The following is a 15,607-nucleotide window of genomic DNA, read 5'->3' on the forward strand; positions in this document are numbered from 1 at the left end:
GCGATTTTACCACCGCTGGCCGCTGGCCAGCCGTCCGTCGGCGGCGGATGGCCCCCATTTTGGCTGAATCCGGCCCCGATGCGGCGTGCCTGCCACACCCCGGGGACCGCCAGGCGCATGCTGCCAAACGCCGCTGCCGCCGATGCTATACTGCTTGCTGCTCCCTTACCTTAAAGTACCTATGAAACTGATCGGTTCCCTCGCCAGCCCGTATGTCCGCAAAGCCCGTATCGTGCTGGCGGAAAAAAAGCTCGACTATGTCTTCGAGCTGGAAAACGTGTGGGTGCCGGAAACCCGCATCGCCCAGGCCAATCCCCTGGGCAAGGTGCCCTGCCTGGTGATGGAGGATGGCAGCACGCTGATCGATTCGAAAGTCATCGTCGAATACCTCGACACGCTCACGCCCGTGTGCAAGCTGCTGCCGGCTGGCGGCAATGGCCGCGAGCGGGCCGATATCAAGAACTGGGAAGCGCTGGCCGACGGCATCCTCGACGCGGGCGTGCTGGTGCGCCTGGAGCGCACGCAGCGCCCGCCGGAGCAGCAAAGCGCGGCCTGGATCGCGCGCCAGCTCGACAAAATCACGCTGGGTCTGGCCGCGCTAGAGGCGCGCCTGGGCGAGAGCGCGTATTGCGCCGGCCGCAACTACACCCTGGCCGACGTGGCTGTGGGCTGCGCGCTGGGCTGGCTCAGCTTCCGTTTCCCGGAAATCGACTGGCGCGCCGAGCATCCCGCGCTGGCGCGCCTGTTCGACAAACTGTCCGAGCGGCCATCGTTCAAGGACACCGTGCCGCAGTGAGCGTACGATGAACGGTACCGATTCAAAGGCGCAACAACGCCTGCAGATGGCCGATATCGCGCGCCTGGCCGGCGTGTCCACGTCTACCGTGTCGCGCGCGCTGAGCGGCAGTTCGCTGGTCAATGAAGAGACGCGCGCACGCGTCATCGCGCTGGCCCGTTCGCTCAAGTATTCCATCAATATCGGCGCGCAAAACCTGCGCCTGAAACAGAACCGCACGGTCGGCGTGGTGGTGCCGTATGACGCGGCCACGCGCCAGCACCTGTCCGATCCTTTTTTCCTCAGCATGCTGGGCAGCCTGGCCGATGCGCTGACGGAGCAGGGCTTCGACATGCTCATTTCGCGCGTGGATGCCGAAACGCTCGATGCGGCCGCCCAATCCTTCGATAGCGGCCGCGTGATCGGCATCATCCTGATCGGCCAGTGGCGCCACCATGAACAACTGAACCAGCTGGCCGCGCGCCAGGTACCCATCGTCGTGTGGGGCGCGCAATTGCCGCAGCAGCTGTATTGCACCGTCGGCGGCGACAACGTCGCCGGCGGCAGGCTGGCGACGGAACACTTGCTGGCGGCGGGGCGCACGCGCATCGCCTTCTTTGGCGACGCCAAGCTGCCCGAAGTGGCGCAGCGCCACCAGGGCTATGCGCAGGCGCTGGCCGCGCAGGGGCTGGCGCCCGACCCGCAGCTGTATGTGGCCGGCTCCTTCCTGCCGCAGGGCGGCGCGACGGACGTGCAGGAACTGCTGGACCGCCACCTGCCGTTCGACGCCATCTTTGCCTGCAGCGACTTGCTGGCCATGAGCGCCATCAGCGCCCTGCGCGCGCGCGGCTTGGCCGTGCCGGAACAGGTGGCCGTGGTCGGCTACGACGATATCGAACTGGCCGCGTATTTCCATCCGCCGCTGACCACCGTGCGCCAGCCGATCCGCGCCGCCGGGCGCGCGCTGGTGGCCTCGCTGCTGGCGCTGGTCGACGGCGCGCCTGCGCCATCCCGGCAATTGCCAACCGAGCTGATCGTGCGTGCTTCGGGCCGCTGAGGCGCGCATTGTCTCTTGTTTGCAACCGATTGCAATAAACTCAAATTTATCCGTTTATTTTCATGCTGTGCCGCAGCATGAAAACCCTCGTATTCGCCTCAAATTCCCCATATTTATCCCCGTTTCACCCGTAAAATTCTCTTAAAAACAACAATATTTTCATGTTGCAGCGCTAGATTGCAATCGATTGCAATAAATTCTTATTCGTTGAATAATGACGTACCGGCTCAGCCAGCGCGCCACGGCATGCAGCGGCCAGGACTCATAACAAGCCGATACCTCGATGTATCGGCATACAACACTGGAGACAAGATGAAGACACGTACTGCTCAACGCGGCTGCATGGCCGCAGCCGTCGCCCTGGCCATGCTGCAATTGGGCGCCGCCCAGGCGCAATCGGCCGGCGACACCGCCAGCGCCGCCCCCGCCGATGGCCTGAACCTGGAACGCATCGTGGTCACGGGCAGCACCGGCGGCACGTCGAAAATGAAATCGAGCAATTCCGTCAGCAGCATGGAACTCGACACCATCCTGCACAACGCGCCGACCAGCGCCGCCGAAGTCCTGCGCTCGGTGCCGGGCTTGCGGGCCGAATCCTCGGGCGGTGAAGGCAATGCCAACATCACCGTGCGCGGCTTGCCCATTTCCGCCGGCGGCGCGCGCTATGTGCAGATCCAGGAGGACGGCTTGCCGGTGCTGCAGTTCGGCGACTTCAACTTCACCACGCCCGACAGCTTCGTGAAAATCGATTCCACGCTGGACCACCTGGAAGTGGTGCGCGGCGGTTCGGCCTCCACCCTGGCCACCAATTCGCCGGGCGGCATCATCAATTTCATCAGCAAGAATGGCAAGGAGCAGGGTGGCAGCGTGGCCATCAGCCGCGGCCTGGGCTACGACCAGACGCGCGTGGACTTCGATTACGGCGCGCCGGTTTCGGAGCGCACGCGCTTCTTCATCGGCGGCTCCTGGCGCACGGGCGAAGGCATCCGCCACAGTGGCGTCAACAGCGAAAAGGGCGGCCAGATTCGCGGCAATGTCACGCATGAATTCGACAGCGGCTTCGTGCGCCTGTCGTTCAAGCACCTCGACGACCAGTCGCCCACGGCCTTGCCGGTGCCGGTCAGCGTGCGCAATGGCCGCATCACGGAAATCGCCGGCATCGACCCGCGCAAGGCCAGTTTCTATTCGCCGTACTGGGTGCCCGACATGGTGCTGAACAAGGATAACCAGCGCGTGGCCACCCGCGTCAACGACGGCTTGCACGTCAAAAGCGATACCGTGGGCCTGGAAGCGTCGTTCAAGCTGGGGCAGGGCTGGAGCGTGAGCGAAAACTTCCGCTACGCCGACAATTCGGGCCGCTTCACGGGCGTGTTCCCGTCGAATAACGGCAGCGACGGCAGCTATGTGTTTGCCAGCGGCCCGAATCAGGGCAAGCCCTACACGGGCCGCGCGTTTTCCGCCGTGGTGTTCAATACCTCGATCGACGACGCCAGCAATACCCTGAGCGACACCAAGCTGGCCAAGACTTTCGTGCTTGACAGCGGCAAGCTGACCACCACGGCCGGCCTGTACCTGTCGCAGCAAAAGCTGGGCCTGACCTGGAACTTCAATGAATACCTGATGCAGGCCACGGGCGACCAGCCCGCGCTGCTGCAGACGGCCAGCGGCACGCCGGGCTACATCGGCCCGGCCTTCGGCGCCTGCTGCTCGCGCGCCGTCGACATGGAATACCGCACGACGTCACCGTACCTGAACCTGGCCTGGGAAAGCGGCGCGCTGAACCTCGACGGCGGCCTGCGGCGCGACCGCCAGCACGCCAGCGGCACGGCCAATCAGGCGACCGGCGCGCAAGCCTATCTGCCGTCGACGGTGCAGCAGGTCGACTACACGCTGGGCCACACTTCGTACTCGCTGGGCGCGAACTACAAGCTGCAAGCCAACCTGGCCGTGTTTGCCCGCGTCAGCGAAGGCGTGGCCTTCAATGCCGACCGTATCCTGTTCGGCACGCCGCTCGACGGCAGCGTGCCGGTGGCCATCAATACCGTGCGCCAGCTCGAAGGCGGCGTGAAATGGCGGCGCGGTCCCCTGAGCACCTTCGTCACCGTGTTCCAGGCCAAAACCAAGGAAAGCAATTACGAGGCGACCACCCAGCTGCGCACGGCCAACAGCTATGAAGCCAAGGGCGTGGAGCTGGAAGCGGCCTACAGCGCCGGCGACTTCCGCATCAATGGCGGCCTGACGTTCACGGATGCCGAGATCACGGGCACGGCGGCGGCCGACGTGGCGCTGATCGGCAATACGCCGCGGCGCCAGGCGCGTGTCGTCTACCAGCTCGCGCCCACCTATGAATGGGGACCGGCCACCCTGGGCGCCAGCCTGGTCGGCACGGGCAAGTCGTGGGGCGACGATGCGCACACGATCACCTTGCCCGCCTACCAGGTGCTCAATGCCTTCGTCAATTACCAGCTGACGCCGCAAATGCAGGTGGCGCTGACGGCGAACAATCTGCTCAACAAGATCGGCTATACGGAAGTTGAGGGCGATGGCCATGCGGCCCGCTCGATCACGGGGCGCGCCGTCAAGGTCAGCCTGAAATACGCATTTTAAGCAAGGATAGGATTCATGATGTCGATACGCAGCCCCCTGGCGCGCCTGCTGGCGCCGCTCCCCACGCACTTGCGCGACGATGCGGCGCGCCGCTACGCGCGCCAGGAGGCGGTCTTGCTCGACCGCCTGGGCAGCCTGTATGGCCAGCGGCCGGACTTCCTGCCCTGGCTGGGCGACCTGATGGAAAGCGTGGGGCGCCTGTACGCGGCGCGCGCGCCCGAACTGCGGCGGCAGGATGCGCAGCGCGAAGCGCAGCCGGACTGGTTTGCCAGCCAGTCCATGCTGGGCTACAGCGCGTATGTACAGCGCTTCGGCGCCAATTTGCAGGGCGTGGCCGCGCGCATTGGCCACCTGCGCGAACTGGGCGTGACGTACCTGCACCTGCTGCCGTTTTTGCGTGCGCGCGCCGGTGAAAGCGATGGCGGCTTTGCCGTCGCCAGCTTCGAGGAGGTCGACCCCGCGCTGGGCAGCAATGCCGACCTGCTGGCGCTGACGGCGCAGCTGCGCGCGGCCGGCATCAGCCTGTGCTCGGACCTGATCCTCAACCACGTGGCCGACGACCATGCTTGGGCGCTGGGCGCCAAGGCGGGCGATCCGCTGCTGCGCGAATTTTTCCACACCTATCCCGACCGCGCGCAGCCGGACCGCTACGAGCAAACGGTAGGCCAGGTATTCCCGCAGGCGGCGCCCGGCAATTTCACCTTCGTGCCGGAGCTCCAGCGCTGGGTCTGGACCACGTTTTATCCGTATCAGTGGGACTTGAACTACGCCAATCCGGCCGTCTTCGCGGCCATGGCCGGCGCCATGCTGGGCCTGGCCAACAAGGGCATCGAAGTGTTCCGCCTCGATTCGACGGCCTTCCTGTGGAAGCGCGAAGGCACCGACTGCATGAACCAGCCCGAAGCCCACAGCCTGCTGCAAGCCTTGCGGGCGATTGCCGCCATCGTCGCGCCGGGCGTGCTGCTGAAGGCCGAAGCCATCGTGCCCACGCCCAAGCTGCCCGCCTACTTTGGCAGCGATGCCGCGCCCGAATGCCATATCGCCTATCACAGCAGCCTGATGGCCGCCGGCTGGGGCGCGCTGGCCGAGGAAAGCACGGACTTGCTGCAGCAGGTGATCGCCGCCACGCCGCCGCTGCCGCCGGCCGCAAGCTGGCTCAGTTATGTGCGCTGCCACGACGATATCGGCTGGAACGTGCTGCTCAATGAAGCGGGCGCGGACGGGCCGGCGCGCCTGGCGCGCATCGCCCGCTTCTTTGCCGGTGCCCCCGGCAGCTATGCGCGCGGCGCCGCCTTCCAGAGCAGCAGCGCCGACAAGGCGCATGGCAGCAACGGCATGGCCGCCTCGCTGGCCGGCCTGGAAAGCGCCACCACGGTGCAGGAGCAGGAATACGCCTTGCGCCGCCTGCTGCTGCTGCATGGCCTGGCCTTGAGCTTTGGCGCCTTGCCGGTGCTGTACATGGGCGATGAACTGGGCATGACCAACGATTACAGCTACACGCAGCGCGCCGACCGGGCGATGGACAGCCGCTGGCTGCAGCGCCCCGCGTTCGACGACAGCCTGCTGGCATGGCGCCACGATGGCGTGAGCGCCAGCGGCCGGCTGTACCTGGCGCTGCGCCAGCTGGTCGACGCGCGCAGGCGCTTGCCCGCCTTGGCCGCCGCCGCGCCGCGCCGCGTACTGCCCGCCGACACGCCGGCCGTGCTGGCGCTGCTGCGTGGCGACGCGTTTCTCAACCTGAGCAACTTCAGTGGCGCCAGCCAGCGTTTCACCTTGCCCGCGGGCGAATGGCGCGACAGCCTCGATGGCAGCGTGCTGGCCGGCACGGTAGGCCTGCAGCCATGGCATATGCTGTGGCTGGAGCGGGAGCAAGAGCAAAAACGGGAACCAGCATGAGCGACGCCAGCACGCACCGCCCGCATCTGTCGTTCTGGCAGATCGTCAACATGAATGTCGGTTTTTTCGGCATCCAGTTCAGTTTCGGGCTGCAGCAAAGCAGCATGAGCCCCATCTACAAATACCTGGGCGCCGACGAGGCGAGCCTGCCATATTTGTGGCTGGCCGGGCCCATGACGGGGCTGCTCGTGCAGCCCCTGATCGGCGCCATGAGCGACCGCACGGTGACGCGCTGGGGCCGCCGCACGCCATACTTCCTGATCGGCGCCATCCTGTGCAGCCTGGGCCTGCTGGCCATGCCGTTCAGTCCCACCCTGTGGATGGCCGCCAGCCTGCTTTGGATACTCGACGCGGCGAACAACGTGACGATGGAGCCGTACCGCGCCTTCGTCAGCGACAAGCTCGACAAGAAGCAGCACTCGCTGGGTTTTCTCACGCAAAGCGCGTTTACGGGACTGGGGCAAACGCTGGCCTACCTGACGCCATCGCTGCTGGTCATGCTGGGCATGAACAAGGATGCCGTCAATGGCAGCCATATTCCGCACATCGTCATCGCCGCCTTCCTGATCGGCGCCGTGTTCTCGCTCGCCTCGGTGCTATGGACCCTGAAGACGACGCCGGAAAACCCGCTCACGGCCAGCGAGCTGGCGGCCATCCGCAGCCGCCCGCCGGGCTGGCGCCACACGCTGGCCGATATCGGCGCGGCCCTGCGCGAGATGCCGCCGACGATGAAGCAGCTGGCCCTCGTCAACCTGTTCCAGTGGTACGCCATGTTCTGCTACTGGCAGTACATTGCGCTGTCGCTGGCGGCGACCCTGTTCCACACGACGGACCCGGCGTCGCAAGGCTTTCGCGACGCGGGCCTGCTGAACGGGCAAGTGGGCGCCTTCTACAATTTCGTCGCCTTTATCGCCGCCTTTGCGCTGGTGCCGTTCACGCGCCGTTTCGGCCCCAAGCGCATGCACAGCCTGTGCCTGTGCGCGGCCGGTATCGGCATGCTGAGCATCCCGCTGATCCACAGCCCGGCGCTGCTGTTGCTGCCCATGCTGGGCGTGGGCCTGGCCTGGGCCAGCATCATGGGCAATCCCTACATCATGCTGGCCGGCTGCATTCCACCCGCGCGCACGGGCGTCTACATGGGCATCTTCAATATGTTCATCGTCATCCCGATGATCATCCAGATATTTACTCTGCCCCTGTACTATCGCAGCTGGCTGGGCGGCAATCCGGAAAACGTCATCCGGCTGGCCGGCGCCCTGTTGCTGTGCGCGGCGGTGGCGGTGCTGTTCGTCAAGCTGCGCCCGCAGCAGGCCACAAAGATTTGAGGACGGACGTAAAAAAACCGGCTCTGCCGGTTTTTTTACGATGCTGCGAAACGATTACTCTTCAATCGCCATCTGGCTCTGCAGGTAGTTCTGGATGCCGACCTTGGCGATCAGATCGATCTGCGTTTCGAGCCAGTCGATATGCTCTTCCGTGTCTTCCAGGATCATCAGGAACAGGTCGCGCGAGACGTAGTCGCCCGCTTTTTCGCTGATGGCGATGCCTTCCTTGACGGTGGCGTGCGCGGCGCGCTCCAGCTTCAAGTCGCATTCCAGCATTTCCGGCGTGTTCTCGCCGATCAGCAGCTTGTGCAGCGCTTGCAGGTTAGGCAGGCCGTCGAGCATCAGGATGCGGTCGATCAGCTTGTCGGCGTGTTTCATTTCGCCGATGGATTCTTCGTATTCCTTCTTGCCCAGCTTTTCCAGGCCCCAGTGCTTGTACATGCGCGCATGCAGGAAGTACTGGTTGATGGCCGACAGTTCGTTGGTGAGCTGTGCGTTGAGCATGCGGATGACTTCTTTATCGCCCTTCATGGGAATTCCTTTGTTCTGTGTCGCGTTCGATGATGAAACCGGAGGCTGCTGGCGCTCACTGCCGGGTGGCGCAGGGCTGCCTGGTGGCGTGCAGGTTGCCGGTCTCGCTATGCCCGCATGATAGCGCAAAATAGGGGCGTTTTTTGCTGCGAAACGGTGTCTTTCCGTCTTTTTAACGTAAATATCGTGCGAATAAAACCCATTCTCAAATGGATTGCCCCATTTTTCCGTTTTTTATTTGTCAAGGAAAATGAAGGCCATTCTCATTCGCGTTCCCGCTGCTATTTGGCTGCGCTGAAAAGGCGGGAAATGTTGCTCCGTTCTTGCTTTTGTGTCTTCTTGACCGCTGCCGGCGATGCGATAATCAGGCAGCGATTTTTACTGAAAAGGGATAGCAAGATGATGCTGCATATACCCGGCGTGCTGACGCCGGAACAGGTGACGCAGTTTCGCCAGCGCCTGGCGCAGACGGACTGGGTCGACGGGCGTGCCAGCGTCGGGGCGCAAGGGGCGCAGGTCAAGCGCAACCGCCAGCTGGCCGAAGGTTCGCCGCTGGCGCTGGAGCTGGGCGAGATCGTCAGCCGCGCGCTGATGGCCAATCCGCTGTTCTTCGCCGCCGTGCTGCCGCTGCGCATCCTGCCGCCGTTCTTCAACAGCTATGCGGGCGGCGAGCACTATGGCCTGCATATCGACGGCGCCATCCGCACGCCGAAAAACGGCCTGCAGTCGATGCGCGCCGACGTCTCCTCGACCGTGTTCCTGAGCGAGCCGGACGAGTACGAAGGCGGCGAGCTGGTGGTGGTCGATTCCTACGGCACGCATGAGGTAAAACTGCCGGCCGGCGACGTGATCGTGTATCCGTCGAGCAGCGTGCATCAGGTGCTGCCCGTCACCAGCGGCGAGCGCATCTGTTCCTTCTTGTGGACGCAAAGCATGGTGCGCGAGGACTGGAAACGCAGCATGCTGTTCGAGCTCGATCAGAACATCCAGAGCGTGCGCGCAGAGCATGGCGATTCGCCCGCGACGGTGGGCTTGACGGGGCATTATCATAATTTGCTGCGGATGTGGGCGGAGATGTGATCGTGGCGGTGTCGGATTACGCGTGGCCTTTGGCCGCGCTAATCCGACCTACGATACTGCGTGAAGCACCGGCAAAAAAAAGTCTGCCTGGCCCGGGGATGGTGGCTGGCAGACTGAAACAAGCAGTTGCTTGACTGGTACAGAAAACAGGGCGCAAAAAAGCAAGCAGGGCACGGGGTGCGGTGCTTGCGGGCTGGCAGCGGCGCCGTGGCCGCCGGAAGGCTAGCTCAGCTGGAAGGTCAGGGGGACAAGCACATAGACCGGGACGGGTTTGCCGTTTTCGATCATCGGCTTGAACAGCGCGCGCTGCGCGGCCTGGCGGCCCGCTTCATCGAGGTTGCCGTAGCCGGTCGATTTATGGATCAGGATTTGCTCCGGCAAGCCCTTTTCATTGATCAGGATGCGCAGCACCACCGTGCCGCTTTCGCCCAGACGGCGCGACAAATTCGGGTAGATCAGTTGCGGTGCCTTGATGTATTCGACGCTGCTGACGGTGCGCGGCGTGGACGGCGCCGGTGGCGTCGGCGACGGTGCCGCTGGCGCGGTCGGCGCGGCGGTGGCCACGGGGGCCGCTTCGGCGCGCGTCGGCTGCGGCGGCGTGATCGTCGGTTCGCTCGGCGCCACGGCGATCAGCGGCAGCGGCGGGATGACGGCGCGCGGCACGGGAGCGCTCAATTCCACGGTTTTTGGCACCGACGGTGCCGGCGGCTTGGGCGGCGCCGGCGGGGCGATGATGCTGATGGTGGTGATGGTCGGCATGGCCGCCGTGACGACGCGGCTCAGCAGGCCGCTCTGGATGGCGTAAAAGCCGACAATATGCAGGACGACGATGGCCATCAGCGGCGCGAACTTGTTGCGCTTCTTGTCGAAGTCGGCAAATTGTTGCACGGCCTGCACCGTTACGGGCGGGGGCATCATCGTCATGGCATTCATCGCTTTCTTTAGTTTGTCAGTACAGCTCGCATCAATACGGTTTCTTGCAGCACTACGGTGGCGCTCAGGTGATCGTTCAGCACTTCCCGCGCGCAGGTATGGCATTTGCCGCAGCAGGTGGCTACGCCCAGGTCGCGGCGCAGTTCGGCCATGCTGGACAGGCCAAGATCGACGGCTTGACGGATTTCACGATCAGATATGTTGTTGCAGACACATACAATCATTGATACACCTTCTGGCTGGAGGATGAAAAATGCACTAGTGCTGGGAAGCATTGTTGCTAGTGTTTTAATGAGAATCATTATCATTACGTTTCATTGTCGCGCAAAGCGGAGGACAATGCAAGCGATTTTGATCAAGTGTGCGGCGCCTGGCGGCTTGGCGCGGCGCGTGGATATGGCCTGCGTGCGCATGGCGTAGCCCTTGACAGGGGCCACTCTCCGGGCCAAATAAAAACAATTCGCATTCATGTTTATAATGCTGGTATTGTCTCGGACGGTCGCCGTCCGGACAGTTTGAAAGGCCGCTTGTCGGTAATGCGCAACAGTTGCGTTTTACCTCACAACACCCAAGTCAAACGCGATGCGCCGCGCGCAGCAGTTTGTCCCGGTGTTCTTAATTTGAACGGAATTTGCTCATGACTCTAGTTCCACCCTTGATGACGCTCGACGCGCTGGCAGTCGGCCAGAGCGGCACGGTGTTGCATATCACGCCCCACACGGCAGGACAGACGGAAGATGGCGTTGACCTCGCCCGCCGCTTGATGGAGCTGGGATTCGTTCCTGGCGAACATATCCGCATGCTCAAGCGCGGTATTCCCGGCGGCGACCCCCTGGCCATCAAGGTCGGCAATGCCACGTTCGCACTGCGCCGCTTCGAAGCGGCGCTGATCACGATTCAACCGCTGCTTCAACCGGAATAACCATGGGTGCCGTAGAAACTATCGTGGAAGCGGGCGCGCACAAGCCGCCGCACCAGCCACAAATCGCCTTGCTGGGCAATCCGAACTGCGGCAAGACCGCCCTGTTCAACCGTTTGACGGGCGCGCGCCAGAAAGTGGCGAACTACGCCGGCGTGACCATCGAGCGCAAGGAAGGCCATTTCACTTCGCCCGCCGGCAAGCCCGTGCGCCTGCTCGATCTGCCGGGCGCCTACAGCCTGTCGGCCACCACGCCCGATGAAGCCATCACGCGCGACGTGGTGGGGGGATTGCGCAAGGGTGACCCGCGCCCGGACGCCATCATTTGCGTCGTTGACGCCACCAATCTGCGCCTGAACTTGCGCCTGGTGCTGGAAGTCAAGCGTCTGGGCTTGCCCATGCTGCTGGCGCTGAACATGACGGACGTGGCGCGCAAGCGCGGCATGCTGATCGATACGGCCAGGCTGGCGCAGGAACTGGGCATGCCCGTGGTGGAAACCGTCGCGGTGCAGCACGATGGCGAAAAAGCCCTGTTGAACGCCATCGACGCCATGCTGCCCCTGCCGGTCGTGGAAGCGAAACCGCTGGCGGCCATCGATGCCGTCACGGTCGAAGAAACCCAGCGCGAAGTGCGCCGCATCCTGGCCGCCGTCAGCAATGACAGCAGCGACACGGGCAACCTGACGGAAAAAATCGACGACGTGGTGCTGCACCCCGTGTTCGGCCCCCTCATCCTGGCCGTGCTGATGTTCCTGATCTTCCAGGCCGTGTTTGCCTGGGCCGCCACGCCGATGGAAATGATCACCGATGGCGTGGGCCACCTGGGTGCCCTGCTGACGGCGAACATGCCCGATGGCCACCTGAAAAGCTTGCTGGTGGAAGGCATCATCGGCGGCGTCGGCAGCGTGCTGGTATTCCTGCCGCAGATCCTGATCCTGTTCTTCTTTATCCTGAGTCTGGAAGACTGCGGCTACCTGCCGCGCGCGGCCTTCCTGCTGGACCGCCTGATGGGCGGCGTGGGCCTGTCGGGCCGTGCCTTCATCCCGCTGCTGTCGAGCTTTGCCTGCGCCATCCCCGGCGTGATGGCGGCGCGCACCATCCAGAACCCGCGCGACCGCCTCGTCACCATCATGATCGCGCCGCTGATGACGTGCTCGGCGCGTTTGCCCGTGTATGCGCTGATCATCGCCGCCTTCATCCCGCAGCGCCAGGTATGGGGCTATCTGAGCCTGCAAGGCCTGGTGCTGTTCGTGCTGTACTTCGCCGGCATCATCTCGGCCATGGCCGTGGCCTGGGTCATGAAGCGTGGCATGGGCGTGCGCGGCAACCAGCCACTGATGCTGGAACTGCCGGCCTACCACTGGCCGCACCTGCGCAACCTGGCCGTCAGCCTGTGGGAGCGCGCGAAGATCTTCCTCACGCGCGTCGGCACCATCATCCTGAGCCTGATGATCATCCTGTGGTTCCTCAGCACCTTCCCCGGCGCGCCGGACAACGCGATCCATCCTCCTATCTATTACAGCCTGGCCGGCATCCTGGGCCGCGGCCTGGAAGTGATCTTCGCGCCCATCGGTTTCAACTGGCAGATCTGCATCGCGCTGGTGCCCGGCATGGCGGCCCGCGAAGTGGCCGTCGGCGCCCTGGGCACCGTGTATGCGCTGTCGCAAACGGGCGATGCGCTGGCCACCACGCTGGAGCCGTTGATCGCCCATTCATGGTCGATGGCCACCGCGCTGTCCTTGCTGGCCTGGTATGTGTTCGCGCCGCAGTGCCTGTCGACGCTCTCCGTGGTGAAGCGCGAGACGGGCGGCTGGCGCTATCCGCTGCTGATGGCCGGCTACATGTTTGCGCTGGCGTATGCCGCCTCGTTCATCACATATCGCGTCGCCCTGATGCTGGGCGCTTAGGAGAAAACCATGTGGCAAACCCTCATCGTCGCCCTGATCGTCGCAGCCGCGCTGCTGCATTTTTCGACCAAGTACCTGCCGGCGGGCGTGCGCCGCGCCATCGTGCGCGGCCTGGTGCGCTGCGGCCTCGATGAGGCGAAGATGTCGACCTTCTTCAAGGTGGCGCCCGGTTGCGGCAGCGGCTGCGGTTCCTGCGGTTCCTGCGACAGTCCGCCGCCACCGTCGGCCACGCCACCGGCCGACGGCAGCAGCAAGCGCGTGATCCTGATGCAGGTACAGCGCCAGGATTGATGTACGTCTAGCCACAGGCGCGCCCGTGGGCTACACTGGGCTTTCCGCATGGCAAGGAGTGGCAATGGCGATACTGTTGATCTTCATGTTTTTGTTTGCGATCGCCACCTGGCTGCTGGCCAGCCGGCGTGGGCGCAATGGCGGCGTCTGGTTCGGTATCGGCCTGTTCCTCGGGCCGTTCGCCTTGCTGGCGGTGGCCGCCCTGCCACCCGTCGCGGCGCGCTGACCCTGTATTGTTAAAACCCGCAGATGCGGGTTTTTTTACGCCTGCACGCCCGCGTGGCGCAGCCGGTACTGGCGCGGCGAGCAGTCCATGACGCGCTTGAAGGCGTGGCTGAAGGCGCTGTCCGAATCGTAACCCAGCGCCAGCGCGATCGAGGCGATGGGCGCGCCGCTGTCCTTCAGGCGCCGCGTCGCCAGGCGCATGCGCCAGCGCAGCAGGTAGTCGAGCGGCGTCACGCCCACCCTGGTCTTGAAATGCACGGCAAAGGCGGAGCGCGACTGGCCCGCGACGGCGGCCAGCTGTGCCAAGGTCCAGCGCTGCGCCGGCTGCGCATGCATCGCCTCGATGGCCGCGCGCAGCCGGGGATCGGCCAGCGCGAACAGCCAGCCTGCCGGGTGCGAGGCCTGCGCTGCCAGATACTGGCGCAGCATCTGCAGCAGCATCATGTGGCCCAGGTGGCGCGTCATCAGCGCCGCGCCGGGCGCCGTCGCCTGCAGTTCCTGCGCCAGCCGTTGCAAGGCCCAGTGCAGCACGCTGGCCTGGTCCGTATCGCCGCGCACGTGCAGCAGCGGCGGCAGGCAGTCGAGCAGGATGGCCGCTTCGTCGCCAAAGCTGAAGCGTCCGCCGATGAGAAAAAAATCGTGCTGCGGCGCGCCGTGGCGGGCCACGCCGTGCCGCGCATGCCGGTACACGTCCAGCGCCGGCGCGGCCGGCAAGCCGGGTGTGCTGGCCAGGGTAAACGCGCGCCCCGGCGCCAGCAGGAAGCAGTCGCCCGTCTGCAGTTGCACGGGAGCGTCGATGCCGGCGACCGTCAGCCAGCAGCCGCCTTCGATCACGGCGTTGAACTTGATGCCGTCCGGCGGCGGAAAGTCGATGGCCCACTCGCCGCCCGCCTTCAGGCCGGCAAAGTAGGAACTGCGCGTATCGAGCAGCGAGAGTACATCGGAGAGCAAATCCATGGTGGGTTCAATTCTGGACGATAGCGATAGTATTAAAGATTTTACGCCATTCACAGTCCAGGCCACGGCGCGCACAATGGGTTTTTATCGATCACGCCCAGGCAGCCATGACATATACCACTACCCTTCAAACTCCCTTGCATTCCGGTTTTGACGCGCGCACCACGGCCACCGAGGCGCTGGCCGGGCGCGACCTGTCCGGCATGCAGGCCATCGTCACGGGCGGCGCATCGGGCCTGGGTCTGGAAACGGTGCGCGTGCTGGCCGGCGCCGGCGCCCGTGTACTGGTGCCGGCGCGCCACCCGCATCAGGCGCAAGCGGCCCTGGATGGCATGGCCGGCGTGGAGGTCGCCGCGCTCGACCTGCTCGATCCGCAATCGATCGATGCCTTTGCCGCCGCCTTTCTTGCCTCCGGCCGCGCCCTGCACGTGCTGGTCAACGGCGCCGGCATCATGGCCACGCCCTTGCTGCGCGATGCGCGTGGCTACGAGGCGCAGTTCGCGACGAATCACCTGGGGCATTTCCAGCTGACGGCACGCCTGTGGCGCGCCTTGCGGCAGGCGCGGGGCGCGCGCGTGGTGTGCGTGTCGTCGCTGGGACACCGGCAGGCAGGCGTCGACCTGGACGACCCGCATTTCCTGCATCAGCCGTACGACAAATGGCGCGCGTATGCGCAGTCGAAAAGCGCCAATGCGCTGTTTGCCGTGGAACTGGACCGGCGCGCCGCGGCGCACGGCGTGCGCGCCTACTCGCTGCATCCGGGCGCCATCCTGACGCCGCTGCTGCGCCATCTGGACCTCGACGACTTGCGCCGGGTCGGGGCGCTCGATGACGAGGGCCAGGTGAATCCGCCGCCGCAATCGGGTTTCAAGAATGTGGCGCAGGGCGCGGCCACGGCCGTCTGGTGCGCCACCAGCGCGCAGCTCGATGGTATCGGCGGCGTGTATTGCGAGGATGGCGACATCGCCACCCTGGTGGCGGACGACAGCACGGGGCCGGGCGTGCGGCGCTGGGCTGTCGATCCCGCGCAGGCACGCCGGCTATGGGCGCTGAGCGAGCAGATGACGGGCGTGCGCTTCGATTGCGACGCGGCATAAAAAATGC

General features: G+C 64.7%; 15 protein-coding genes. 11 read left to right on the forward strand and 4 right to left on the reverse strand.

The annotated features are described in order from the left end of the window. Positions 1 to 181 precede the first annotated feature (181 nt). The 5 genes from KY494_RS19685 (at position 182) to KY494_RS19705 (ending at position 7,660) form a co-directional block, all read left to right on the forward strand. On the forward strand, positions 182 to 796 hold the full coding sequence (locus tag KY494_RS19685; protein ID WP_219887933.1) for a glutathione S-transferase N-terminal domain-containing protein: 615 nt from the start codon (positions 182 to 184) through the stop codon (positions 794 to 796). Positions 797 to 803: 7 nt separating this feature from the next. Next, positions 804 to 1,832, forward strand: a complete 1,029-nt coding sequence (locus KY494_RS19690) for a LacI family DNA-binding transcriptional regulator (RefSeq protein ID WP_219887934.1) — start codon at positions 804 to 806, stop codon at positions 1,830 to 1,832. A gap of 312 nt (positions 1,833 to 2,144) precedes the next feature. Next, positions 2,145 to 4,439, forward strand: coding sequence for a TonB-dependent siderophore receptor (locus KY494_RS19695; protein ID WP_219887935.1), 2,295 nt, complete (start codon positions 2,145 to 2,147; stop codon positions 4,437 to 4,439). 15 nt (positions 4,440 to 4,454) lie between these two features. Continuing rightward, complete coding sequence (locus KY494_RS19700) at positions 4,455 to 6,335, forward strand: alpha-amylase family glycosyl hydrolase (RefSeq protein WP_258194339.1); 1,881 nt, start codon at positions 4,455 to 4,457, stop codon at positions 6,333 to 6,335. Then, positions 6,332 to 7,660, forward strand: a complete 1,329-nt coding sequence (locus tag KY494_RS19705) for an MFS transporter (RefSeq protein WP_219887936.1) — start codon at positions 6,332 to 6,334, stop codon at positions 7,658 to 7,660. Before KY494_RS19700 ends, KY494_RS19705 begins: the two co-directional genes overlap by 4 nt. Before the next feature lie 54 nt (positions 7,661 to 7,714). Here KY494_RS19705 and bfr read toward each other — a convergent pair whose 3' ends face one another. Beyond that, positions 7,715 to 8,191 (reverse strand): bacterioferritin, encoded by a 477-nt coding sequence (gene bfr, locus KY494_RS19710; RefSeq protein WP_034745609.1) that lies wholly within the window; start codon positions 8,189 to 8,191, stop codon positions 7,715 to 7,717. Positions 8,192 to 8,590: 399 nt separating this feature from the next. On the opposite strand from bfr, the gene KY494_RS19715 reads away from it, so the two are divergent. After that, positions 8,591 to 9,271: a Fe2+-dependent dioxygenase gene (locus KY494_RS19715; protein ID WP_096238123.1), complete on the forward strand. Its 681-nt coding sequence runs from the start codon at positions 8,591 to 8,593 to the stop codon at positions 9,269 to 9,271. Between the two features lie 222 nt (positions 9,272 to 9,493). On the opposite strand, the gene KY494_RS19720 is transcribed toward KY494_RS19715, so the two are convergent. Continuing rightward, positions 9,494 to 10,195: an energy transducer TonB gene (locus KY494_RS19720; RefSeq protein WP_219887937.1), complete on the reverse strand. Its 702-nt coding sequence runs from the start codon at positions 10,193 to 10,195 to the stop codon at positions 9,494 to 9,496. A 17-nt stretch (positions 10,196 to 10,212) separates the two neighbouring features. After that, on the reverse strand, positions 10,213 to 10,428 hold the full coding sequence (locus tag KY494_RS19725; RefSeq protein WP_071075208.1) for a bacterioferritin-associated ferredoxin: 216 nt from the start codon (positions 10,426 to 10,428) through the stop codon (positions 10,213 to 10,215). 413 nt (positions 10,429 to 10,841) lie between these two features. Between KY494_RS19725 and KY494_RS19730 the strand changes: the two genes are divergently transcribed. The 4 genes from KY494_RS19730 (at position 10,842) to KY494_RS19745 (ending at position 13,547) form a co-directional block, all read left to right on the forward strand. Then, positions 10,842 to 11,126, forward strand: coding sequence for a FeoA family protein (locus tag KY494_RS19730; RefSeq protein ID WP_071075209.1), 285 nt, complete (start codon positions 10,842 to 10,844; stop codon positions 11,124 to 11,126). Between the two features lie 2 nt (positions 11,127 to 11,128). Next, positions 11,129 to 13,030, forward strand: a complete 1,902-nt coding sequence (locus tag KY494_RS19735) for a ferrous iron transporter B (protein ID WP_219887938.1) — start codon at positions 11,129 to 11,131, stop codon at positions 13,028 to 13,030. A gap of 9 nt (positions 13,031 to 13,039) precedes the next feature. Next, positions 13,040 to 13,321, forward strand: a complete 282-nt coding sequence (locus tag KY494_RS19740) for a hypothetical protein (RefSeq protein ID WP_070220612.1) — start codon at positions 13,040 to 13,042, stop codon at positions 13,319 to 13,321. Between the two features lie 64 nt (positions 13,322 to 13,385). Further along, on the forward strand, positions 13,386 to 13,547 hold the full coding sequence (locus tag KY494_RS19745; protein ID WP_219132446.1) for a hypothetical protein: 162 nt from the start codon (positions 13,386 to 13,388) through the stop codon (positions 13,545 to 13,547). 35 nt (positions 13,548 to 13,582) lie between these two features. Here the strand turns inward: KY494_RS19745 and KY494_RS19750 are convergent, their stop codons facing one another. Continuing rightward, entirely contained in the window at positions 13,583 to 14,503 is a 921-nt protein-coding gene (locus tag KY494_RS19750; RefSeq protein ID WP_219887939.1) for an AraC family transcriptional regulator, read from the reverse strand. 107 nt (positions 14,504 to 14,610) lie between these two features. Here KY494_RS19750 and KY494_RS19755 point away from each other — a divergent pair, with 107 nt between their 5' ends. Further along, complete coding sequence (locus tag KY494_RS19755; protein ID WP_219887940.1) at positions 14,611 to 15,600, forward strand: oxidoreductase; 990 nt, start codon at positions 14,611 to 14,613, stop codon at positions 15,598 to 15,600. Positions 15,601 to 15,607: the final 7 nt, after the last annotated feature.

This window comes from Janthinobacterium sp. PAMC25594 (assembly GCF_019443505.1).
GTDB lineage: Bacteria > Pseudomonadota > Gammaproteobacteria > Burkholderiales > Burkholderiaceae_D > Janthinobacterium.

Coding starts and splice junctions, on each gene's coding strand:
- KY494_RS19745 (WP_219132446.1), top strand. CDS start 13,386: ATGGCGATACTGTTGATCTTCATGTTTTTGTTTGCGATCGCCACCTGG.
- KY494_RS19740 (WP_070220612.1), top strand. CDS start 13,040: ATGTGGCAAACCCTCATCGTCGCCCTGATCGTCGCAGCCGCGCTGCTG.
- KY494_RS19735 (WP_219887938.1), top strand. CDS start 11,129: ATGGGTGCCGTAGAAACTATCGTGGAAGCGGGCGCGCACAAGCCGCCG.
- KY494_RS19715 (WP_096238123.1), top strand. CDS start 8,591: ATGATGCTGCATATACCCGGCGTGCTGACGCCGGAACAGGTGACGCAG.
- bfr (WP_034745609.1), bottom strand. CDS start 8,191: ATGAAGGGCGATAAAGAAGTCATCCGCATGCTCAACGCACAGCTCACC.
- KY494_RS19720 (WP_219887937.1), bottom strand. CDS start 10,195: ATGACGATGATGCCCCCGCCCGTAACGGTGCAGGCCGTGCAACAATTT.
- KY494_RS19750 (WP_219887939.1), bottom strand. CDS start 14,503: ATGGATTTGCTCTCCGATGTACTCTCGCTGCTCGATACGCGCAGTTCC.
- KY494_RS19695 (WP_219887935.1), top strand. CDS start 2,145: ATGAAGACACGTACTGCTCAACGCGGCTGCATGGCCGCAGCCGTCGCC.
- KY494_RS19725 (WP_071075208.1), bottom strand. CDS start 10,428: ATGATTGTATGTGTCTGCAACAACATATCTGATCGTGAAATCCGTCAA.
- KY494_RS19700 (WP_258194339.1), top strand. CDS start 4,455: ATGATGTCGATACGCAGCCCCCTGGCGCGCCTGCTGGCGCCGCTCCCC.
- KY494_RS19685 (WP_219887933.1), top strand. CDS start 182: ATGAAACTGATCGGTTCCCTCGCCAGCCCGTATGTCCGCAAAGCCCGT.
- KY494_RS19755 (WP_219887940.1), top strand. CDS start 14,611: ATGACATATACCACTACCCTTCAAACTCCCTTGCATTCCGGTTTTGAC.
- KY494_RS19730 (WP_071075209.1), top strand. CDS start 10,842: ATGACTCTAGTTCCACCCTTGATGACGCTCGACGCGCTGGCAGTCGGC.
- KY494_RS19690 (WP_219887934.1), top strand. CDS start 804: ATGAACGGTACCGATTCAAAGGCGCAACAACGCCTGCAGATGGCCGAT.
- KY494_RS19705 (WP_219887936.1), top strand. CDS start 6,332: ATGAGCGACGCCAGCACGCACCGCCCGCATCTGTCGTTCTGGCAGATC.